The sequence below is a fragment of the Streptomyces sp. PA03-3a genome (assembly GCF_033792735.1).
Classification (GTDB): Bacteria; Actinomycetota; Actinomycetes; order Streptomycetales; family Streptomycetaceae; genus Actinacidiphila.
Window position 1 is genome coordinate 139,586 of the sequence record NZ_JARAVM010000007.1, and the last position, 21,113, is coordinate 160,698.

The following is a 21,113-nucleotide window of genomic DNA, read 5'->3' on the forward strand; positions in this document are numbered from 1 at the left end:
GGGCGGTCACCCCTGGTCCGTCGAGACGCCCAGCAGCGTCAGAGCCTTCGCCACTGTCACGAGCGTCAGCTGCGACGGTTCCTTCAGACAGACGTCGATCTTCATGTCCGGGCCTTCGGCTGAGCCGGGCGTCCGGCTGTGCCCCCAGCCCGTCATCTGGCGGTCGCCGCCGACAGCACGGCAGTTCCCGTCGGCGGGGACGGGAACCCCTCGCGCCAACGACCCGGCGTCGCCGGTCCTGTTCTCGTCACTCCGCAGGAACGTGATCAGCACACCGTTCGCGTCCAGCTGGGTGAGGGGCGGGCACACCGTCAGCACGGCGTCGGTGATGCCGGGACACGTGCCGTTTCCCGGTGCACGGAGCGTCTGGGACGACACGAAGCCGACCGCGGCCCCGCGGTCGTCCCTGACGGACAGAGTGTGCCAGGTCGCCGGCAGGTACACGGTCACTCCCTCCAGGGGGTCGTCCAGGCGCACCCGCTCGAACCCCGGATCCCCCGTGGGAGCGGCGGCCGGTACGGCACGGTGTTCCCCCGGGCCGAGGGCCGCCGGCGAGAGGACGGTCGCGACGACGGCGCATCCCACGGCGAGCACCGAGGCGGTCGCGGCCAGCCGCCTGCGCCGCCTGCGCCGCTGAATCCGCCGCCTGACCTGCGCCATCCGGTCGGAGGGCAGGGCCAGCTGGGGCAGGATGCGTTCCAGGAGGACCGGGAGATCCCGTTCCATCTCCCGCGGCTCCCTCTCAGGATCGCTGTGCATGCCGCTCACCGCTTTCCACCAGGGCCGGAGCGGCCGCCAGCCGGGCGCGCAGCATGGCCAGCGCCTTCAACGTGTGACTCCTCACCGTGCCGGGCCGGCAGCCCAGCACTCGTGCGGTCTCCTCCACACTCAGATCCTCGAAATACCGCAATACGACCACAGCCCGCTGCCGAGGCGGCAGCAGCCGTACGACGTCCGACAACGACTGCTCCAGATCCACGGAGGCGAAGTCGTCGACGGCCCCCGCACCAGGGCCCGCCAGCGTCGCCAGACGGTCGTGTGCGTGGGGTACCTCGCCGCGCCAGCGCCGCTGCCACCACGACAGATGGGTGTTGACCAGGGCCTTACGAACGTACGCCTCCGGATTCCCGTCGGCGATGGACCCCCATTTCGGCCAGACCTTCGCCAGTGCCGTCTGCAGGAGGTCCTCCGCCAGGTGAGCGTCCCCCGTGAGCAGCCAGGCGACTTTGAGCAGCCGCTGGCCGCGCGCGGAGACGAACTCCTCGAAATCCGCCTCCGCGCCGTTCACCGTGTCGTCCCCGCTCGCCATCGCCGCATCGGTCTTCGTCCAAAGGGCCCTCCGCCCGACTTCCGCCGGCCTCACGAGGGCGCACGGAGGGCGTCGACGGGTTCCATGCGGGCGGCGCGCAGCGAGGGGTGGAGGCCTGCCAGCAGCCCCACGAGGGCGCCGGCCACCGGGGCACCGAGGGCCAGGCCCAGGTCCAGCACCGGTGTCCAGTGCTTCACGGCCGCCACGCACACGACGACCACCACCCCGAGGGCCGCGCCGACGACGCCGCCGAGCAGCCCGATGGTGGTGGACTCCGCCAGGAACTGCCCGGCCACCTGACGTCTGGACGCGCCGAGAGCGCGTCGCAGCCCGATCTCGCCGGTGCGTTCCATGACGGTGACGAGGGTGACGTTGGCGATGCCGATGGCCCCCACGACCAGCGAGACCAGCCCGAGCACCAGGAACAGCCCGTTGACGTCGCCCTCGACTCCCTTCCTGGCCTTGGACAGGTCCGGCGGCGCGGTCACGGTGAGCGCCTCCTCGTGTCCGGGGGCGAGGGCGATCGGGGCCTGCCGGGCGACCTGCCGGGCGGCGCCGAGCGAGGTGTTGACCAGGACCCGGGTCACGTCCTTCAGGCCCATCCGGTCCGCCGCCGTGGTGGGCGGCAGGATCACCGAGGCGGACAGCCGCGTCTCGCGCCGGAAACCTCCGAGCACGCCGATCACCGTGTACGACTGCCCCTCGAAGAAGACCGCGGGAGCGTCGCGTACGTCGTCGATGCCGAGCAGCCGCGCGGCCTGGTCGCCGAGGACGGCGACCCGGTCGTGGCGCGCGATGTCCCCGCCGTCGAAGAACCGGCCGGTGGCCATCGCGCCCCGGACCGCCTCCGGCAGCGCCGGGGTGGCCGCGACGACCGCCAGGGTCTGCTCGGTCAGGGCCCCGGGCGCGACCACGTCGTTCGCCCGTACCTGGACGTCCGCGCTGCCGTCGGAGTCGGACAGCGCGGCGGCGGACTCCACTCCCGCGAGCCGCTCGACGGCCTCGACACCGGACCACTCGACCAGCGGGGGACCGCTCGCCACCGGCGGCGCCACGACGGTCACCGAGGTGGCGGTGAGGGCGTCGAAGCGGCCGGCGATCTGGTTCGCCGCGGTGGCCGCGACGCCGATGGTGATGACCAGGGTGCCGATGCCCAGCACCGTGCCCAGCGTGGTCAGTGCGGACCGGACCGGGCGGGCGAGCACCCCGGCCAGCGACTCCGACCACAGGTCCCGCGGGTCCATCCACGGACGCTCGTGCCCGCCCCGGCGCCGGGCCCTCATGCGCCCTCCTGACGGAGCCTGCCGTCACGGATCCGCACCCGCCGGTCCGCGTGCGCGCTGACGGCGTCGTCATGGGTGATCACCAGCAACGTCATTCCCTGGGCCCGGAGTTCACCGAAGAGCCCCAGCACCGATTCGGTGTTCTCGCTGTCGAGGTTGCCGGTCGGCTCGTCGCACAGCAGCAGGGCCGGCTCGCCCATCAGGGCGCGGGCGATGGCCACCCGCTGCCGTTCGCCGCCGGACAGCCGTGCGGGCAGGAAGCCGAAGCGGTGCGCCAGGCCCACCCGTGCCAGCGCGGCCCGGGCCCGCTCGGCCCGCGTGCGGCGGCCACGGCCCGGGCGCGGGGCCCGGTAGGTCTCGGCGAGCATGACGTTCTCGTCCACCGTCCGGTACGGCAGCAGGTGGAAGGACTGGAACACGAACCCGATGCGGCTGCCGCGCAGCGCGGTCCGCTCCCGGTCGCCCAGGGCGTTGGTCAGCACCCCGTCCAGCCAGTAGCCGCCCGAGGTGGGCCGGTCCAGCAGGCCAAGGATGTTGAGCAGCGTGGACTTCCCCGACCCCGAGGGGCCGACGATCGACAGATGCTCCCCCCTCCTGACCTCCAGATCCACCTCGCGCAGCGCGTGCACCGGCGGGTCGGAGTCGAACACCCGGCCAAGGCCGCTGAGCCTGATCACGGTGCCCTCGTCCGGTGCCTCCTCGGGGGCCGGGCGGGGCGGTACGGGTCTGATCCTCACCGTCCGACCACCACCCGATCGCCCTCGTCCAGCGAACCGCCGTCCGCCCTCACCTCGACCTGCCCCGCGGCCGACAGCCCCACGGTGACGGGGACGTTCACGACCCCGCCGTCACGCTCCACCCGCACCCGGGCCCTGCCGTCCGCGCTGGTGTGCACCGCCGCCACCGGCACCACCAGCACGGCGCCCTCCGAGGCGCCCACCTCGATGGTCACCTCGGCGGTGCCGCCCGACTGGCCCTTCAAGGGGCCGGGATCGGGTACGGAGACCACCAACTGCACCGGAGCGGACGGATCGGCGCCCGGGCCGGCATCGGGCTCGGACCCGGTCCCGTCCTCCTCCTTCTCCTCTCCGCCGGTGCCCTCCGCGTCCTTTCCGGTATCCGCCTGCCCTCCGGCGCCGCCTACCTGCGCCACGACGCCGCGCACCCGAGTACCGTCCGCCGCCTCGATCCGCACCGCCATGCCCTCGCGCAGCACGGCGCCGTCGGCCCCGGGCACGACGGCCCGCACCACCACGTCGGAGCTCGTCAGGGTGGCGACCTCGCCGTCCGGTGTGTCACCGAGGCGCACCTTGACCTTGTCGACCCGGACCGGCAGTTCCGGCAGGAAGACGACCTCGCCCGCCGGGACCTTGGTGCCGTACGTGGCGGTGAACGCGCTCAGCGCCGCGTTCGCCCGGTCCAGTCGCTGGCGCGCGGCACGCAGTTCGAGGGCGGACGCCTCACCGGAGACCGGGGAGCCCGACGCTCCGGAACCGCCCTTGCCGCCGTCGCCTCCGCCGTCGCTGCCCGCGTCGCCCCCGCCGCCCCGCGCCGCGAGGACCGCGCGCTGCGCGTCGGTGACGGCGGCCTCCAGGTCGCCCAGCTGCTGCTGGTCGGCGACGCCGGGCTGCTGCGGCACGAACCCCTTGCTCCGGTACCAGCGGGTCACCGCCGAACCGGTGCCCTGACGGTAGTTGCCGCTGACGGCCCCCGGATCGTGCCCGATCCTGCGCAGCGCACTCTGCAACTGCCGGACGTCGTCTCCCGAACTGCTCGGGCCGAGGGACCGGTACATCGGGACCGAGCCGCGCAGCACGAACACCGGACGGCCGCTCACCTGCATCAGCACGCTGCCCTCGCGCAGCGTGGCACCGGTCTGCGGAAGCTTGGTGACCCGCTGGGCCGCCTCGGCGTCCCCGGAACCGCCCGCGGACCCGACGGACCCGGACAGCGACACCGCGTGCGGTGCCCCGAACTCCACCCCGCCCTGCGCGATCACGGTCGCGGTCAGTTTCCGGCGCTCCACGGCGACGGTGACCGGACCCGCCTCAGGCGGCCGGCGCGAGGCGGCGGCGTCGGCCGGCGACTGCATCTGCGTACCGGCGAACCAGCCGCCCGCGCCGACGAGCGCGACCACGCCCACGATCAACCCGACCTGCCTGCCGCGCCCCCTCGGGCCGCCCGGCGGGCGCCGGCTCATCCGCCGATCCCGGAGAAGGAGTGCTTGGCGAGCTCGGGGAAGTAGGCGGCCCGGAACTCCTTGCCGCACTCCAGGTCCTTCAGTGCGATCCCGATCTCCCGGGCGAGCTCGGCCCTGGCCGCGTCCTGGTCCATCTTCTGAACGCCGTCCTGCGGGAGCGTCTTGACCGTCGCGAACTTCACCATGTCCCCGATGGCCGTCGGCTGGGTCGTCGTGACGGCGATGCCCTCGTCGCGCAGGCAGGACGCGAACCGCTGCGCCAGGGAGACCAACGTGGGATCCCCGTTGAGCGCCTGCTTCGCGGCCCGGTCCCGCTCCTCGTCGGCGGCATGCTCACGATCCAGTTCGGCCTGCGACTTCTCCGGCCCGTAGCCCTTCTCGATGCCGTCCTTCACGCACCCCGGGAGCATCACCTTCTTCCCGCTGGCGAGTTGCTTCGCGGAACCCATCGCCTTGTCGTAGGCCTTCCGCTGCGCCGGGGGCAGCGCATCGAGGTACGCCCTGTCCGGGCTGACGTCCTGGGCCTCGTGGGCCCTGCTGCCGACAACAGTGGGGTCGTCCGGGTAGACGGCCGGCGCGAAGAAGCCGAAGCCGAACTTCTCCCGGTACGTCTTCGCCCGTTCGTAGTCCTGCCCGTCGACCGGACTGGCGGCGGCCGCCAAGCCCGACACGCGCGGGGTGTAGGTGAAGCCCTTCTTCCGCATGCACGCGGCGATGGCGTTCTCCGACACGTAGATCTGCCGGGTCACCTCGTCGGCGCCCTCGGGAATCGCCACCCCGCCCGTCGAGGGCGACGGCGCGCGGTCACCGGAGCCGGCGGACCTGGCGGACCCTGCGGGCGCGGCGGATCCGCCGTCGCCCTGGGAGCACCCGGCGAGCACGAGCACACCGGCTGCGGCCGCCACCGGCCAGAACGCACCCGCGATACGTATGTGAGCCATGTCGTTCCATCACTTCGATCTCAGGGATCACACGCTGCTGTGCACTCCGTCGATGTCCTGAACCCGGTAAGCACTCCCGACGGCATAGCCGCCCTCCGCGATGTGACCCAGGTCACGACGCGGGCGGTCCCGCCGTCGCGCGCATGCCGTCAGGACGCGCGCCGCGGGCACTTCGCCCGATCTCGCCACAAAAGAAGGAGCATATGCTCATGATACGGACCGGCCTCGCCGTACGGCCCCCACCGGGGACCGGGACCTCCGCCCACGATCACGCCGCCGCCCGCCACGCGGGGTCCTTCGCCCGGCTGCCCGACGGACTCCACGGCCGCCCGGAGCGCACAGCACCGTCCCGGCGACACCTGGACATCAATGGGACATCTCGAACCGGGCGCCGGAGTGCCCAAGATCACTCTTCGACAACTCTTCTGCACCGTCCGCACCGCCGTCCCCGTGCCGTTCGGCGACGCCCGGTCGTCCGCGAGCCGAAGTTGCGGTTACGCGACCGCTCACCGAACCGCCCCGAACCGCTGCCGCCGCGACACGCAAAACAGGCCCCCGACCGCGACTTTCGTCACTGTCGGGAGCCCGTCTCGGTACTCCGCTGTGCGCGAGGGGGGAGTTGAACCCCCACGCCCTTTCGGGCACTGGAACCTGAATCCAGCGCGTCTGCCTATTCCGCCACCCGCGCATGGGTGTTGTCTTCTGCCGTCCTTCACACCTTGGGGTCTTCCCCGTCCGGTGCGTCGGCGCCTTCCGACATCGAGAACATTAGCACGCTGCTCAGGGTGGAATCACATCCGTTTCCGGGCACCCCCGAGCGAGGGGAACCGTCCTCTGTTGCGGGACACTGGCATGGGCCGCCTCTACCATCCCTGTGGGGGAGCGGCCGCGGACCGTGGCACTGTTGACACCGGTCCCCTGGGACCGTCCAGGGAACCAGCGGTTTTCCCAGTGCGTGGATACGATCAGTAAGCAGTACCGGAAGGATCGGACCGGAAGATCACGGCGGACCGCCGTGGCGACCGCAGGACCTCGAGGAGGGAGGTGCACCGTGGGAGTACTCAAGAAGTTCGAGCAGCGTCTCGAGGGCTTCGTGAACGGCACCTTCGCCAAGGTGTTCAAGTCCGAGGTCCAGCCCGTGGAGATCGCGGGTGCCCTGCAGCGCGAGTGCGACAACAACGCGACGATCTGGAACCGGGACCGCACCGTGGTCCCCAACGACTTCATCGTCGAGCTCAGCACCTCCGACTACGAGCGCCTGAGCCCGTACGCCGTCCAGCTCGGCGAGGAGCTCGCCGGCATGGTCCGCGACTACGCCAAGCAGCAGCGCTACACCTTCATGGGCAACATCAAGGTGAACCTGGAGAAGGCCGACGACCTCGACACCGGCCTGTACCGGGTGCGCAGCCGCACTCTCGCCTCCAGCGAGTCCCAGCAGCAGTACCAGCAGCAGTACCAGCAGCAACAGCAGTCCCCTGCCGGCCGCGGTGGCTACGGCTACCCGCAGCAGGCCCCGCAGCGCCCCGCGGGACCGCCGCCGATGCCGGCCGGTCCGCCCGCCGGCGCCGCGCCGGTCACCCGGCTCCCCGGAGGAGGCCCCACGGCCCCCGGTGGCGCGGGCATGAACGTACGCCGCTGGGTCGAGATCAACGGCACCCGCCACCAGATCTCGCGTCCGACCCTGGTCCTCGGCCGCAGCACCGAGGCCGACGTCCGGGTCGACGACCCCGGTGTGTCCCGCCGCCACTGCGAGATCAGGGCGGGATCGCCCTCCACGGTCGTGGACCTCGGGTCCACGAACGGCATCGTGGTGGACGGACAGCACACCCAGCGCGCTACGCTCCGCGACGGTTCACGGATCGTCGTGGGCAGTACCACCATCGTGTACCGGCAAGCCGAAGGGTGAAGCGGGGGCAATGTCAGAGCTGACCCTCACGGTCATGCGGTTGGGTTTCCTCGCCGTACTGTGGCTGTTCGTCATCGTGGCCGTGCAGGTCATCCGCAGCGACCTGTTCGGGACCCGGGTGACCCAGCGCGCGGCCGGGCGCCGCGAGGCCCAGACACGTCCTCCGCAGCAGCGCCAGCAGGCGCAGCAGGCTGCGCAGGGCCGTCAGCAGCAGAACAACAACAACCGGGCCCGGCGCGGCGCCCCCACCAAGCTGGTGGTCTCCGAGGGCTCGCTCGCGGGTACCACGGTCGCGCTCCAGGGCCAGACGATCACCTTGGGCCGGGCGCACGATTCCACGATCGTGCTCGACGACGACTACGCGTCCAGCCGTCATGCCAGGATCTACCCGGACCGCGACGGCAACTGGATCGTCGAGGACCTGGGATCCACCAACGGCACCTTCATGGACCGGAACCGGCTCACCACGCCGACCCCGATCCCGCTCGGTGCGCCGATCCGCATCGGCAAGACCGTCATCGAGCTGCGGAAGTAGTCGCACAATGGGCGAGCACAGCCAGCGAGCGCGAGCGAGAGGGTGGGCAGCGTGCGGATGTACCCGGAGCCGACGGGCGAGGTGCGCATGACTCTGTCGTTGCGCTTCGCCGCCGGCTCGCACAAGGGAATGATCCGGGAGGGCAACGAGGACTCCGGCTACGCCGGCCCCCGGCTGCTCGCCATCGCCGACGGCATGGGCGGCCAGGCCGCCGGTGAGGTCGCCTCCTCCGAGGTGATCTCCACCCTCGTCCCCCTCGACGACGACATCCCCGGCTCGGACATCCTCACCTCCCTCGCCACCGCCGTGCAGCGGGCCAACGACCAGCTGCGCGTCATGGTCGAGGAGGACGCGCAACTGGAGGGCATGGGCACCACGCTCACCGCCCTGCTCTGGACCGGCCAACGGCTCGGTCTGGTGCACGTCGGCGACTCCCGCGCGTACCTGCTGCGCGACGGGGTGCTCACCCAGATCACCCAGGACCACACCTGGGTGCAGCGGCTCGTCGACGAGGGCCGGATCACCGAGGAGGAGGCCGGCACGCACCCGCAGCGCTCGCTGCTGATGCGCGCCCTGGACGGCCGCGGCCAGGTGGAGCCCGACCTGTCGATCCGCGAGGTCCGGGCCGGCGACCGCTACCTGATCTGCTCCGACGGCCTGTCCGGCGTCGTCAGTCACCAGACCCTCGAGGACACCCTCGCCGGGTACCAGGCGCCCGCCGAGACCGTGCAGGAGCTGATCCAGCTCGCCCTGCGCGGCGGCGGCCCCGACAACATCACGTGCATCGTCGCCGACGTCCTGGACATCGACGACGGCGACACCCTGGCCGCGCAGCTGCACGACACGCCCGTCGTCGTGGGCGCCGTCGCCGACAGCCGGCACCACCTGCCGGTGTCCGACCCGCGGCACCTGCAGACCCCGGCCGGCCGCGCCTCCGAGCTCGGCCGCCCGCCGGCCCCCGAGGGTTCCTTCGGCCCGCCCGGCAGCGGTGACCCGCAGATCGGCGCCCAGGCGGACGGCTTCGGCGCGTTCGACGACGCGGAGCTGGGCAAGCCCCGCAAGCGCGGCCGGTGGCTCAAGCGCTCGCTGATCCTGCTGGTCGTCCTCGGTGTCGTCGGCGGCGGCCTGTACGGCGCGTACCGCTGGACCCAGACGCAGTACTACGTGGGCGTCAAGGGCGACCACGCGGCGATCTACCAGGGCATCGAGCAGAAGCTGGCCTGGGTGAACCTGTCGAAGGTCCACGAGGACCGCCCCGGTATCGAACTCAAGTACCTGCCGCAGAACCAGCGCAAGTACGTCACGGCCACGATCGCCGCCAGCGACCTCGCCGACGCGCGCAGGACGGCGAACGAGCTCGAGCACCAGGCGAAGGTCTGCCAGACCAAGGAAGCCATCGACAAGTCCGAGGCAGCCGCGGCGGAGAAGGCCAAGAAGGACGAGCAGAAGGGCGCCGACACCGCCACCGGCAAGACGACCGGCAGCCCGTCCTCGGACGCGTCCGGCTCCCCCAAGCCCAGCACGACCCCCTCCAGCAGCCCGTCGACCAGCCCCACCCTCTCCGACGAGGACCAGTCGCTGGCCCAACAGTGCCCCAGCGGCAGCTAGTGAGCAGGAGGGGCGTCAGTCCAGCATGAGCGTTGTCACCAACACCACGACCATCACATCCGTCGGCGCACCGAGCCGCCGGAACACCGAGCTCGCGCTCCTCGTCTTCGCGGTCCTGATCCCGGTCTTCGCGTACGCGAACGTCGGGCTGGCCATGACCGACGAGCTGCCCTCGGGCATGCTCGGCTACGGTCTCGGGCTGGCCGCGCTGGCCGGAGTGGCGCACCTCACGGTACGCAAGTTCGCCCCGTACGCCGACCCCTTGCTGCTCCCGCTGGTGACCCTGCTCAACGGCATGGGCCTCGTCTTCATCTGGCGGCTCGACCAGTCCCCCCGGCTCCACCAGCGCGCCGAGGCCCTGTTCGGGTCGTTCAGCCCGGACACCCCGAAGCAGCTGCTGTACTCGGCCGTGGGCGTCGCCCTGTTCGTCGCGGTGCTGGCCTTCCTCAAGGACCACCGAATCCTGCAGCGCTACACCTACATCTCGATGGTGGTGGCGCTGATACTGCTGATCCTGCCGATGTTCTTCCCGCCGGTGAACGGTGCGAAGATCTGGATCAGGATCCCCGGCGTCGGCACGATCCAGCCCGGTGAGTTCGCGAAGATCATCATCGCGGTCTTCTTCTCCGGCTACCTGATGGTGAAGCGGGACGCGCTGGCCCTCGCCAGCCGCCGGTTCATGGGCCTGTACCTGCCGCGCGGCCGCGACCTCGGCCCGATCCTGGTGATCTGGGCCCTGAGCATCCTGATCCTGGTCTTCGAGACCGACCTCGGTACGTCACTGCTCTTCTTCGGCCTCTTCGTCGTCATGCTGTACGTCGCCACCGAGCGCACCAGCTGGATCGTCTTCGGTCTGCTGATGTCCGCCGTCGGCGCCGTCGGCGTGGCCACCTTCGAACCCCACGTCCAGGAGCGCGTCGACGCCTGGCTGGACCCGTTCGCGGCCTTCAAGAACGGCACGAGCGACCAGGTCGCCCAGGCCCTGATGTCCTTCGGCTCCGGCGGGATCCTCGGTACCGGCCTCGGCCAGGGCAACTCCGACCTGATCGGCTTCGCCGCCAACTCCGACTTCATCCTCGCCACCGTCGGCGAGGAGCTGGGACTGGCCGGCCTGATGGCCTTCCTGCTCCTCTACGGGCTGATCGTCGAGCGGGGCGTCCGCACCGCGCTCGCGGCCCGTGACCCCTTCGGGAAGCTGCTGGCGATCGGCCTGTCCGGAGCCTTCGCGCTCCAGGTCTTCGTCGTCGCCGGCGGCGTCATGGGCCTCATCCCGCTGACCGGTATGACGATGCCGTTCGTCGCGGCCGGCGGCTCGTCGGTGATCGCCAACTGGGCCCTCGTGGGCATCCTGCTGCGGATCAGCGACACCGCGCGCAGGCCCGCCCCGACCCCCACGTCCCCCGATGCCGAACCGACCCAGGTGGTGCGCGTCCAGTGAACAAGCCCCTGCGGCGGGTGGCCATCTTCTGCGGCCTGCTCGTCCTCGCCATGCTCGTCCGCGCGAACTACCTCCAGTTCGTCCAGGCAGACGAGCTCAAGACGAACACCCACAACCGCCGCGTCGCGATCAACCAGTACGCCACCCCGCGCGGCGACATAATCGTCGACGGCAAGGCGATCACCGGCCACACCGAGACCAACGGCAGCGACTTCAAGTACAAGGCCACCTTCAAGAACGGCCCCCTGTGGGCGCCGGTCACCGGCTACGCCTCCCAGGCCTTCGGCTCCACCCAACTCGAGTCGATCTACGACTCGATCCTCACCGGCGACGACGACCGGCTCTTCTTCAAGCGCACCGTCGACATCCTCTCCGGCAAGCAGAAGCAGGGCGGCGACGTCGTCACGACGCTGAACGGCGCGGCACAGCGCGCCGCCTTCAAGGGCCTCGGCAACAAGAAGGGCGCGGTCGCCGCGATCGACCCGCGGACCGGCGCCATCCTGGCGCTGGCCAGCACCCCGTCGTACGACCCCACGTCCTTCGCCGGCAACTCGGAGAAGGACGGCAAGGCCTGGAACTCCCTGCAGAAGAAGAACAACCCGGACGAGCCGATGCTCAACCGGGCGCTGCGCCAGACCTATCCGCCCGGCTCGACCTTCAAGGTCGTCACGGCCGCCGCGGCACTGGAGAACGGCCTGTACAGCGGGGTCGACGACGCGACGGACTCGCCGGTGCCCTACATCCTGCCGAACACCACCACACCGCTGGAGAACGAGGGGAACATCCCCTGCAAGAACGCCACCCTGCGTGTGGCGCTCCAGTATTCCTGCAACTCGGTCTTCGGCAAGATCGGCGCCGACCTCGGCCGCGACAAGATGGTGGAAGAGGCCGAGAAGTTCGGCTTCAACCAGCAGCTCTTCGTTCCGGTCCGCGCCGAGGCGAGCAACATCTCCAAGACCATGGACAAGCCGCAGACGGCCCTGTCGTCCATCGGCCAGTTCGAGACGGCCGCCACCCCGCTGCAGATGGCCATGGTCGCCTCCGCGATCGCCAATGACGGCAAGCTGATGGAGCCGTACATGGTCAGCCAGCTGCGGGCGCCGAACAACGCGATCGTCGAGCAAACCAAGCCGAAGGAGTTCTCGCAGCCGCTCAGCGCCGAAAACGCGCAGAAGCTGCAGGACATCATGAAGACCGTGGTCGAGGAGGGCACCGGCAAGAACGCCCGGATCCCGGGCGTCACGGTCGGTGGAAAGACCGGTACCGCCCAGCACGGCATCGACAACAGTGAGAGTCCTTACGCGTGGTTCATCTCATACGCGAAGACCGACAAGGGCTCCCCGGTCGCCGTCGCCGTCGTGGTCGAGGACGCCAGCGCGAACCGCGGCGACATCTCTGGCGGCGGCTTCGCCGCGCCAATCGCCAAGAGTGTCATGGAGGCCGTGCTGAACAAGTGATGCCGGTCACACCGTATCCATGGATGTGCGTTAAGTCGCACGTCGCGATACCGGTCGTATATCGGCTACCGGCGAGGACCGGGATCGGCACGCGGCGGCGGGTACGGTATGCCCGAGCAGCCACACGGACGGTTTAGGAAGGGCAAGCGCTATGGAAGAGCCGCGTCGCCTCGGCGGCCGGTACGAGCTGGGCTCGGTGCTCGGCCGCGGTGGCATGGCCGAGGTGTACATCGCCCATGACACCCGGCTCGGCCGCACCGTCGCCGTGAAGACGCTCCGGGTGGACCTCGCCCGCGACCCGTCCTTCCAGGCCCGGTTCCGCCGTGAGGCCCAGTCGGCCGCCTCGCTGAACCACCCGTCGATCGTCGCCGTGTACGACACCGGTGAGGACTACGTCGACGGGGTCTCCATCCCGTACATCGTCATGGAGTACGTGGACGGGTCCACCCTGCGCGAGCTGCTCCACTCCGGCCGCAAGCTGCTGCCGGAGCGGTCCCTGGAGATGACCATCGGCATCCTCCAGGCCCTGGAGTACAGCCACCGGTCCGGCATCGTGCACCGCGACATCAAGCCCGCGAACGTGATGCTGACCCGGAACGGTCAGGTCAAGGTCATGGACTTCGGCATCGCCCGCGCCATGGGCGACTCCGGCATGACCATGACGCAGACCGCGGCCGTGATCGGCACCGCCCAGTACCTCTCCCCGGAGCAGGCCAAGGGCGAGAGCGTCGACGCGCGCTCCGACCTGTACTCCACGGGCTGCCTGCTGTACGAGCTGCTCACCGTGCGACCGCCCTTCGTCGGCGACTCCCCGGTGGCGGTGGCGTACCAGCACGTGCGCGAGGAGCCGCAGCCGCCGAGCATCTACGACCCCGAGGTCTCGCCGGCGATGGACGCCATCGTCCTCAAGGCGCTGACCAAGGACCCGGACTACCGCTACCAGTCCGCCGACGAGATGCGCGCCGACATCGAGGCCTGCCTCGACGGCCAGCCCGTCGCCGCGACGGTCGCCCTGGGCTCCGTCGGATACAACGGCGGCGGCTACGGCGGCTACGGCAACGACGCACCCACCACGGCCCTCCCGCCCCAGCAGGACGCCGGCACCTCGATGCTGCCGCCCATGCGGGACGACGACGGCGGCTTTGGCTACGACCAGCCCCAGGGCGGCGGCGGCCGGCGCAAGCCGAAGAAGAGCAACACGTCCACGATCCTGCTGGTCGTCGCGGCCGTCCTGGTCCTGATCGGCGCGATCTTCATGGGCAAGGCGATGTTCGGCGGCAACGAGGGCAGCGGCACGGTGAGCGTCCCGCAGTTCGTCGGCGACTCCAAGTCCGAAGCCGAGACCAAGGCGGCGAACGGCGAGATCACCATCGCCTTCGGCGACCCGGTCTTCTGTGCCGACCAGCCCAAGGACAAGGTCTGCAAGCAGTCGGCCGAGGTCAACAGCAAGATCCCCAAGGACCAGACCGTCACCCTGCAGCTCTCCAAGGGAACCGAGAAGGTCGACGTCCCGGATGTCACCGGTGACTCCTTCGACGACGCCGAGAGCGAGCTGAAGGACGCGGGCTTCGAGGTCGACAAGCAGTCCCAGACCTCCAGCGAGGACGAGGGCACCGTCCTCAAGCAGGACCCCAAGGGCGGCTCGAAGCGTGCCAAGGGCACGACGATCACGCTGACCGTGGCCGTGGCGCCCGAAGAGGTCGTGGTCCTCGACGTGATCGGCCAGGACGTGGCGCAGGCCAAGAAGACCCTTGAGGACCAAGGACTGAAGGTCACCACGCAGGACCGTGAGTCGGCGGACCAGCCACAGGGCAAGATCGTCGACCAGAACCCGCGGGGTGGCAGCAAGCTCACGGCCGGCAGCTCGGTGACTTTGTTCGTCGCCAAGCCCCCGTCCACGAGCCAGATGCCCGAGCTGAGGAACGGGACGCTCGGGGATGCCAAAGCCCAGGCCAACGAACTCGGTCTGAAGATCAACTTCGTCGGCAACTCCTCGCAGAACGACGGCGCCATCGTGACCAACCAGTTCCCGCTGCCCGGCACCCCGGTGAAGCCGGGTGACACCCTGACGCTCTTCGCCCAGGACAACCCGAACGGCGGCAACAACGGAGGCGGCGGCTTCATCAACGGAGGCGGCGGCGGCTGACGCAGCCGGTCACCACGCCTGACGAAGCGGGGAGGCGGTCACCACGGTGACCGCCTCCCCGCTTCATTACTGCCCGCGAGGGTCCGGGGCCGTTCGCCCGCCCCCGCTGCCCGGCCCCGCGCCCGGACACGGAAGGGGCCGCGGACTCGGTGTCCGCGGCCCCTTCCGTTCGCGCGCGCCGGCGAAGGCGAAGGCGCCTTCGCCTTCGCCTCAGCCCAGCTCCGCCGGAGGCGTCCGCTGGGCGTCCACCTTCTGGGTGCGGACGAGTTCGGCCCACACGATGTAGCGGTCGCGCGAGGTGTAGACCGGGGTGCAGGTCGTGAGCGTGAGGTAGCGGCCGGCCTTCTTCTTGCCGCTCTCCTTCGGGATCTGGTCGATGACCTCGACGTTGAACTTCGAGGTCTCGGGGAGCACCTTGTAGACCTTGTAGACGTACCAGGTGTCGCGGTCCTCGAAGACGATCGGGTCGCCGTCCTTGATCTTGTGGATGTTGTGGAACTTGGCGCCGTGGCCGTCGCGGTGCGCGGCGAGCGTGAAGTTGCCCTTCTTGTCCCAGGGCATGGCCGACTCGACGGGGTCCGTGTAGTAGCCGGCGACGCCCTCGTTGAGCACCTTCGTGGTGGTGCCCTTCGTCACCAGGACCTCGTAGTCCTTGCCCATGGCGGGGACGTGGAGGAAGCCGATGCCGCCCTTGGTGTCGAGCTTGCCCGGGGCGCTGTCGGCCCACTGGCGCCGTATGGCGTCGCTGTCCTGCTTGGCGGCACGGTCGGCCAGGACGTTCGTCCACCACAGGGAGTAGACGACGAAGAGGCCCAGGATCACGCCCGCGGTGATGAGGAGTTCACCGATCAGGCTGACGGTGGCGGCGAGCCACGAGAGGCGGCGCCGGGTCGGCACGGCCTCCCGGGCGCGGTCATGCTGCGTGGTCGTCACCACTTGCCCCGATCTGTGTGCGTCCGTACCTGGCCTACTCGACCAGGGCGTCCGGCTTGCCCTTGCTGCGCGGCCGTTCCTCGACCATCTTGCCCCAGACGATCAACCGGTACTTGCTGGTGAACTCCGGTGTGCACGTGGTCAGTGTGATGTAGCGGCCGGGCTTGGTGAAGCCCGATCCGACGGGGATCGGCTTGATCACCGAGATGTTGGAGGGCGGGGTCGAGGGCAGCATGCTCGTGACCTCGTACGTGTAGTACGTGCTCTCGGTCTCGACCACGACCTTGTCCCCCGCCACCAGCTTGTTGACGTAGCGGAACGGTTCGCCGTGGGTGTTGCGGTGCGCGGCGAGGGAGAAGTTGCCCTTCTTGTCCCAGGGCATGGCCGTCTCCAGCTCGCCGGAGTAGTGGCCGATCATGCCCTTGTCCAGCACCTTGTGCTTGTCGATGCCCTCGGCGATCGGCGCCTTCACGTCCAGCTTGGGGATGTACATGATCGCGAAGCCCTGCCCGGGGGTGAAGGCGCCGGGATCGCGGTTCGGCCCCTTCTCGCCCTCCCACTGCTTCTGCAGGTTGTTGGCGGCGCCGCCGGCCTGCTGGTGGGCGAGGACGTTGGTCCACCACAGCTGGTAGGTGACGAAGAGCAGCATCAGCACGCCCAGGGTGATGAACAGCTCGCCGGCGACCCTGCTGGCGATCACCGCGGGGCTCTCCTTGGCCGCGCGCGCCGCGCGCCGGGCCTCCATGCGGGACCTCGGGGCGGCCGGGCTCGACGCCATGGGGGCCGTGGCGGCCTCTGTGGCGGCCTGGGAGGCCGCGGCGGGACCGGAACGCCTCCGTCCCCTGCCACCGCGCCGTGCGGCCTCCTGGGCCGCTTTCCGGCGGGCGGCACGGCCGCCGCCCTCGGGAGCCAGGGCGTCGGGGGACGGCTGGGCCGCCTTCTCCCGCTCCGGGTCCCCGGGGTCGCGCTCCCGTTGGGGCTCCGGCCCGGTCACCGCGGGCATCGCCATGGTGTCCCCGGGCGCCCCCGCGACGCGTCGGCGCGCGGCGGCCCGCTCCTCGTCGGTGAGAGGGCGCCGGACGGGCCTGGCCCCCTCGGTGTACGGCTGTTCGGCCGGCCCCCTGTGCCGGGGGCGCGGCTCGGGCGGCTCCTCTGGAGCCGGCGCGGGCACGGGCGCGGGCGACGCGGACGGCCACGGAACGGCGGGCGGCGCCTCGTAGGCGGGTCGCACGGACCCCTGGACGCCCTGCTCGTACGTCCGCCGGCCCGGGACCGAGGCCTGGGGCGCGACCGGCTGCGCGGTGGCGGGCGACGTCGTGGCGGGCTCGGCGGAAGGCTCCGTGAGCGACTCCCCGGCGGGCTCCGCCGCGGCTTCCTGCGCGGGCCGGGCCGCGTGCCGGGCGGTGTGGGGCAGCGGGTCGCTGAGCGGGTCGGCCAAGCCCTCCACCGCGGCGGCGAATTCGGCGGTGTCACCGAAGTGCCGATGCGCGGTCACGCAGTCACGCCCTGGTTCCGACCACAGGCGCGAGGCCCGCGGAACGCTCGACGGCTCCCTTGTCGCCGCATTCCACGAGCCAGTTGGCGAGCATCCGGTGCCCCCATTCGGTGAGCACCGACTCGGGGTGGAACTGGACGCCCTCCACCCGGGCGCTGCGGTGCCGCAGTCCCATGATGATGCCGCTCTCCGTCCAGGAGGTGATCTCCAACTCCTCCGGCACCGTGTCCCGTTCGACCGCCAGCGAGTGGTAGCGGGTCGCGGTGAACGGCGTCGGCAGCCCGGCGAAGACCCCGTGGCCCTCGTGGGTCACCAGGGAGGTCTTGCCGTGCAGCAGTTCGGGCGCCCGGTCCACCACGCCGCCGTAGGCGACCGCCATGGACTGCAGTCCGAGGCAGACGCCGAAGACCGGGACGTCGGTGGCGGCGCAGTGGCGCACCATGTCGACGCAGACGCCGGCCTCCTCGGGGGTGCCGGGGCCGGGCGAGAGCAGGACGCCGTCGAAGCCGTCCTGGGCGTGGGAGAGCTCCACCTGGTCGTTGCGGAGCACCTCGCACTCGGCGCCCAGCTGGTACAGGTACTGGACCAGGTTGAAGACGAAGCTGTCGTAGTTGTCCACGACGAGGATGCGCGCGCTCATCGGCCGGCCGGCATCCCCTCGTCGACGGTGACGTCCCCGAACGGCAGCAGCGGCTCCGCCCATGGGAAGACGTACTGGAACAGCATGTAGACGGCGGCGACGACCAGCACCAGCGAAAGGAGAGCCTTCACCCACACGTTGCCCGGCAGATGCCGCCAGATCCAGCCGTACATGCGCCGCCTTCCTGCCTTCCGTGCCGTGCCTCGCCCAAGATTAGCCCGACAAGCCCTCCGGCATACCGTCCTCCACGGGCTGTGTGGATTCCAGGTGCCCCCAGGTGATGAGCCGGTGGCTGTGGCCCCACTCGGGATCGCAGGTGGTCAGGGTCAGATAGCGGCCCGGAACGGTGTATCCGGACTTCCGCGGGACGGGATCGATCACAGCGACGTCGATGGGGACCGTGCGGTAGGGTGCGCGGTCGATCTCGTAGGTGTACCAGGTGCGCCCGTCGGTCAGGACCACCTCGTCGCCCTTGCGCAGCCTGGGGAAGTCCTTGAACGGGTCGCCGTAGGTGCGGCGGTGGCCGGCGACGGCGAAGTTGCCCACGGCGCCGAGCCGGGCGGTGTTCGCGTAGTGGCCGAGCCCCTTCTTCAGGGTGCCGGTGCCCCTCCCCTCCAGCGCCGGCTTGTGCCAGGAGCGCCCCAGCCGCGGGACGTACATCACCGCGAAGGCCCTGCCGTCCCGGTACGGCGCCACGGCCGGCGCGGACGGCTCGGGAAACCCGGTGGCGGAGGCCGAAGGGGAGGGACCGTCAGTGCCCCCGGGGGACGGCTCGGCCACGGAGACCGGCCCGGTCGCCCAGCGGTCCTCCAGCCGGTCGATCTCCCCGTCCATCGCCCGGTCCGCCCGCACGCCGGTCCAGAACAGCACGTAGCAGACGAAGAGCACGATCAGCGCGCCCACGGTGATGCACAACTCGCTCAGCGTCCGCACCACCAGGCGCATGCTCACCCCACAGGCTTGGCGTACCGCAGATCCACTGTGCCGGAGTAGCCGGGAAGAGTCACCCGTCGGTCGTCCTCGACTTTCCAGCCGAGCCCGTAGGCCTGGACGTACTGCAGGTAGTTCTGGATCGCGGGGCTCGCGTCCAGCGCCTTGTGCAGCTTCTCCTGGTCGCCGACGGCCGTGATGGTGTACGGCGGGGAGTAGACGCGCCCCTGAAGGATGAGGGTGTTGCCGACGCAGCGCACCGCGCTGGTGGAGATCAGCCGCTGGTCCATCACCTTGATGCCGGAGGCGCCGCCCGCCCACAGGGCGTTGACCACGGCCTGCAGGTCCTGCTGGTGGATGACGAGGTCGTTCGGCTGCGGGTCCGGCACGCCCGGGACGAGCGGGGTCGCGTCCGGCGGCGCGTCGTTCAGGGTGACGGAGACGGCGGGACCGGTGAGCTTGACGGTGCCGGCCTCGGCGCCGAGCCGCGCCAGCTGCTTCCGGGCGGCGTCGCTGACGCCGCTGTCCGTGTGGGCGAGTCCGTCGACGTCCTTGCGCACCCCGGCGAGCTCGTTGTCCAGTTGCTCGTTCTGGCGGCTCTTCTCCTGGACGCGGTCCGACAGGCGCAGCAGCGGGTCGTCGGTGCGGATGTCCAGGCCCTTGGCGGTGTCGAAACTCATCCAGAACAGCAGACCCGCCATGGCGAACACCCCGGCGCTGAGCACACGAAGCACCACAGACCGGGCGGATCGGCGGGCTGGGGAGACGTCAACCGGATTGCTCACCGTAGCCTTATCTCCTTCCAACCCGAGGAAGCACTACGCTAACGGACGCCCGGAGACATGGTCCCTCCAGTCGTCCGGCCGCTCACACAAGACGTCACACGCGCGGTTACGCAGCGCATCGACAGGAGAGTCCCTCGTGCCGAAGTCACGGATCCGCAAGAAGGCCGACTTCACTCCGCCCCCGGAGAAGACCACCCCCATAAAGCTGCAGTCCGGCCGCGGCTGGGTGGCTCCGCTCATGCTGGCGCTGTTCCTCGTCGGCCTGGCGTGGATCGTGGTCTTCTACGTGACGCAGGGCAGCTTCCCGATCGAGCAACTGGGCAACTGGAACATCGCGGTCGGCTTCGGCTTCATCGCGGGCGGGTTCGTCGTGTCCACGCAGTGGAAGTAGCAGCTCGCACAGTTATCCACAGGCGTCATCCACAGTGTTGAAAAGGTCGCATGATCTGTGGATAACCACCAGCCGGTTGACACCGGTGGGACCGGTGGTCCGATGTACGGACCACCGGTCTTTCATTGATCTTGCAGGTCAGAGATGGTGTGGACGGGTACCCGCACGGCTTGCCCACAAGATGCACAGGAGGCTTCCGCCTCTCTGTGGATAACGTCTGATCAACGCTGCGCGTTACGGCCTACGCGGAGATATTCGCGACCCCGGCCCACACCGTGACCGCCACGGCCACCAGCATCGCCGCGCACGTCCCCCACTGGACCAGCGCCCGGCGCGAGCGAGGCGCGTACGCCATCGCGACGGCGATGATCACGCCGACGACAAGACCGCCGATGTGCGCCTGCCAGCTGATGCCGCCCCAGGTGAAGGTGAACAGCAGGTTCAGCCCCAGCAGGACCAGGACCGGCCGCATGTCCATCCGCAGCCGCTTCACGAAGACGGCCGTCGCGCCGAAGAGCCCGTAGATCGCGCCCGAGGCGCCCAGGGTCAGCGTCTCCGGGGCCAGCAGCACCACCAGCGCGCTGCCTCCCAGCCCCGCGATCAGGTAGAGCGCGGTGTAGCGGGCCCGGCCGAGCAGCGTCTCCAGCGGACCGCCGATCCACCACAGCGAGAGCATGTTGAAGGCGATGTGCGCGAACTCCTGGTGAAGGAACATCGAGCTCACCAGCCGGTACCACTCACCGGGTCCGCCGGCCACGCCGCACTGCACACTGCCGGGGACGTAGCACGGGGTGAAGAGCCCCAGCGCGTTGACGAACGACCTGCCCTCGACCTGCGCGAGCAGGAAGACCAGCAGGTTCAGCCCGATCAGGATCTTGGTGACCAGCCGGGGGTCCCCGGCGACCGGGCCGCCCGCCACCGTACGGGGTTCCGCGGCCTGGGCCGCGCGACGGCCCTCCCGCACGCACTCCGGGCAGTGGAAGCCGACCGACGCGTTGATCATGCACTCCGGGCAGATCGGCCGCTCACAGCGCGAGCAGCGGATCCCGGTCTCCCGGTCCGGGTGCCGGTAGCAGCGGACGGCCTGGTCGGTCATGTCTCAGCCCTTCGCAGCGG

At 70.5% G+C, this 21,113-nt stretch carries 20 protein-coding genes and 1 tRNA gene; 7 read left to right on the top strand and 14 right to left on the bottom strand.

The genetic code is table 11. From position 1 onward, the window contains the following. Window positions 1-6: 6 nt before the first annotated feature. The 7 genes from PV342_RS10980 to PV342_RS11010 all read right to left on the bottom strand — a co-directional run bounded on the left by PV342_RS10980 (window position 7) and on the right by PV342_RS11010 (window position 6,421). Window positions 7-726, bottom strand: coding sequence for a hypothetical protein (locus tag PV342_RS10980; protein ID WP_400799792.1), 720 nt, complete (start codon window positions 724-726; stop codon window positions 7-9). Between the two features lie 16 nt (window positions 727-742). Beyond that, window positions 743-1,309: a SigE family RNA polymerase sigma factor gene (locus PV342_RS10985; RefSeq protein ID WP_400799789.1), complete on the bottom strand. Its 567-nt coding sequence runs from the start codon at window positions 1,307-1,309 to the stop codon at window positions 743-745. A 50-nt stretch (window positions 1,310-1,359) separates the two neighbouring features. Continuing rightward, window positions 1,360-2,592, bottom strand: a complete 1,233-nt coding sequence (locus tag PV342_RS10990; RefSeq protein ID WP_400799786.1) for an ABC transporter permease — start codon at window positions 2,590-2,592, stop codon at window positions 1,360-1,362. Further along, entirely contained in the window at window positions 2,589-3,329 is a 741-nt protein-coding gene (locus PV342_RS10995) for an ABC transporter ATP-binding protein (RefSeq protein ID WP_400799783.1), read from the bottom strand. The genes PV342_RS10990 and PV342_RS10995 overlap by 4 nt, the downstream gene beginning before the upstream one ends. Then, window positions 3,326-4,792 (bottom strand): peptidoglycan-binding protein, encoded by a 1,467-nt coding sequence (locus PV342_RS11000; RefSeq protein WP_500316799.1) that lies wholly within the window; start codon window positions 4,790-4,792, stop codon window positions 3,326-3,328. The genes PV342_RS10995 and PV342_RS11000 overlap by 4 nt, the downstream gene beginning before the upstream one ends. Further along, window positions 4,789-5,733 carry a hypothetical protein gene (locus tag PV342_RS11005; protein ID WP_400799778.1) on the bottom strand — a complete coding sequence of 315 codons (945 nt, stop codon included), beginning with the start codon at window positions 5,731-5,733 and terminating at the stop codon, window positions 4,789-4,791. The genes PV342_RS11000 and PV342_RS11005 overlap by 4 nt, the downstream gene beginning before the upstream one ends. Before the next feature lie 604 nt (window positions 5,734-6,337). Further along, window positions 6,338-6,421 (bottom strand) — tRNA-Leu (locus PV342_RS11010). Window positions 6,422-6,784: 363 nt separating this feature from the next. On the opposite strand from PV342_RS11010, the gene PV342_RS11015 reads away from it, so the two are divergent. The 6 genes from PV342_RS11015 to pknB all read left to right on the top strand — a co-directional run bounded on the left by PV342_RS11015 (window position 6,785) and on the right by pknB (window position 14,823). After that, window positions 6,785-7,639, top strand: coding sequence for an FHA domain-containing protein (locus PV342_RS11015; protein ID WP_500316801.1), 855 nt, complete (start codon window positions 6,785-6,787; stop codon window positions 7,637-7,639). Between the two features lie 10 nt (window positions 7,640-7,649). Next, a complete protein-coding gene (locus PV342_RS11020) occupies window positions 7,650-8,174 on the top strand; it encodes an FHA domain-containing protein FhaB/FipA (protein ID WP_018559187.1) in 525 nt (174 codons plus the stop codon). 57 nt (window positions 8,175-8,231) lie between these two features. Continuing rightward, window positions 8,232-9,782, top strand: coding sequence for a PP2C family protein-serine/threonine phosphatase (locus tag PV342_RS11025; protein WP_361000586.1), 1,551 nt, complete (start codon window positions 8,232-8,234; stop codon window positions 9,780-9,782). A gap of 25 nt (window positions 9,783-9,807) precedes the next feature. Further along, entirely contained in the window at window positions 9,808-11,220 is a 1,413-nt protein-coding gene (locus tag PV342_RS11030) for an FtsW/RodA/SpoVE family cell cycle protein (protein WP_400799771.1), read from the top strand. Then, complete coding sequence (locus PV342_RS11035; RefSeq protein WP_018559190.1) at window positions 11,217-12,677, top strand: peptidoglycan D,D-transpeptidase FtsI family protein; 1,461 nt, start codon at window positions 11,217-11,219, stop codon at window positions 12,675-12,677. Before PV342_RS11030 ends, PV342_RS11035 begins: the two co-directional genes overlap by 4 nt. 151 nt (window positions 12,678-12,828) lie before the next feature. After that, entirely contained in the window at window positions 12,829-14,823 is a 1,995-nt protein-coding gene (gene pknB / locus PV342_RS11040) for a Stk1 family PASTA domain-containing Ser/Thr kinase (RefSeq protein WP_400799765.1), read from the top strand. 210 nt (window positions 14,824-15,033) lie between these two features. Here pknB and PV342_RS11045 read toward each other — a convergent pair whose 3' ends face one another. Genes PV342_RS11045 through PV342_RS11070 form a run of 6 tightly spaced genes read right to left on the bottom strand, consistent with a single transcriptional unit; the run spans window position 15,034 to window position 19,606 of the window. After that, on the bottom strand, window positions 15,034-15,759 hold the full coding sequence (locus PV342_RS11045) for a class E sortase (protein ID WP_500316803.1): 726 nt from the start codon (window positions 15,757-15,759) through the stop codon (window positions 15,034-15,036). 31 nt (window positions 15,760-15,790) lie between these two features. Next, entirely contained in the window at window positions 15,791-17,251 is a 1,461-nt protein-coding gene (locus PV342_RS11050) for a class E sortase (RefSeq protein WP_500316805.1), read from the bottom strand. Window positions 17,252-17,255: 4 nt separating this feature from the next. Further along, window positions 17,256-17,891 (bottom strand): aminodeoxychorismate/anthranilate synthase component II, encoded by a 636-nt coding sequence (locus PV342_RS11055; RefSeq protein ID WP_400799756.1) that lies wholly within the window; start codon window positions 17,889-17,891, stop codon window positions 17,256-17,258. Further along, the gene (locus PV342_RS11060) at window positions 17,888-18,064 is read right to left on the bottom strand and encodes a hypothetical protein (RefSeq protein WP_018559195.1); all 177 of its coding nucleotides are present in this window, start codon (window positions 18,062-18,064) and stop codon (window positions 17,888-17,890) included. Before PV342_RS11060 ends, PV342_RS11055 begins: the two co-directional genes overlap by 4 nt. A gap of 40 nt (window positions 18,065-18,104) precedes the next feature. Continuing rightward, a complete protein-coding gene (locus PV342_RS11065) occupies window positions 18,105-18,836 on the bottom strand; it encodes a class E sortase (protein ID WP_500316869.1) in 732 nt (243 codons plus the stop codon). A gap of 2 nt (window positions 18,837-18,838) precedes the next feature. Then, on the bottom strand, window positions 18,839-19,606 hold the full coding sequence (locus tag PV342_RS11070; protein WP_391576813.1) for a DUF881 domain-containing protein: 768 nt from the start codon (window positions 19,604-19,606) through the stop codon (window positions 18,839-18,841). A gap of 136 nt (window positions 19,607-19,742) precedes the next feature. Between PV342_RS11070 and crgA the strand changes: the two genes are divergently transcribed. Then, window positions 19,743-19,997: a cell division protein CrgA gene (gene crgA, locus PV342_RS11075; protein ID WP_018559198.1), complete on the top strand. Its 255-nt coding sequence runs from the start codon at window positions 19,743-19,745 to the stop codon at window positions 19,995-19,997. Window positions 19,998-20,238: 241 nt separating this feature from the next. On the opposite strand, the gene PV342_RS11080 is transcribed toward crgA, so the two are convergent. After that, window positions 20,239-21,093, bottom strand: coding sequence for a rhomboid family intramembrane serine protease (locus tag PV342_RS11080; RefSeq protein WP_400799751.1), 855 nt, complete (start codon window positions 21,091-21,093; stop codon window positions 20,239-20,241). Window positions 21,094-21,113 lie beyond the last annotated feature (20 nt).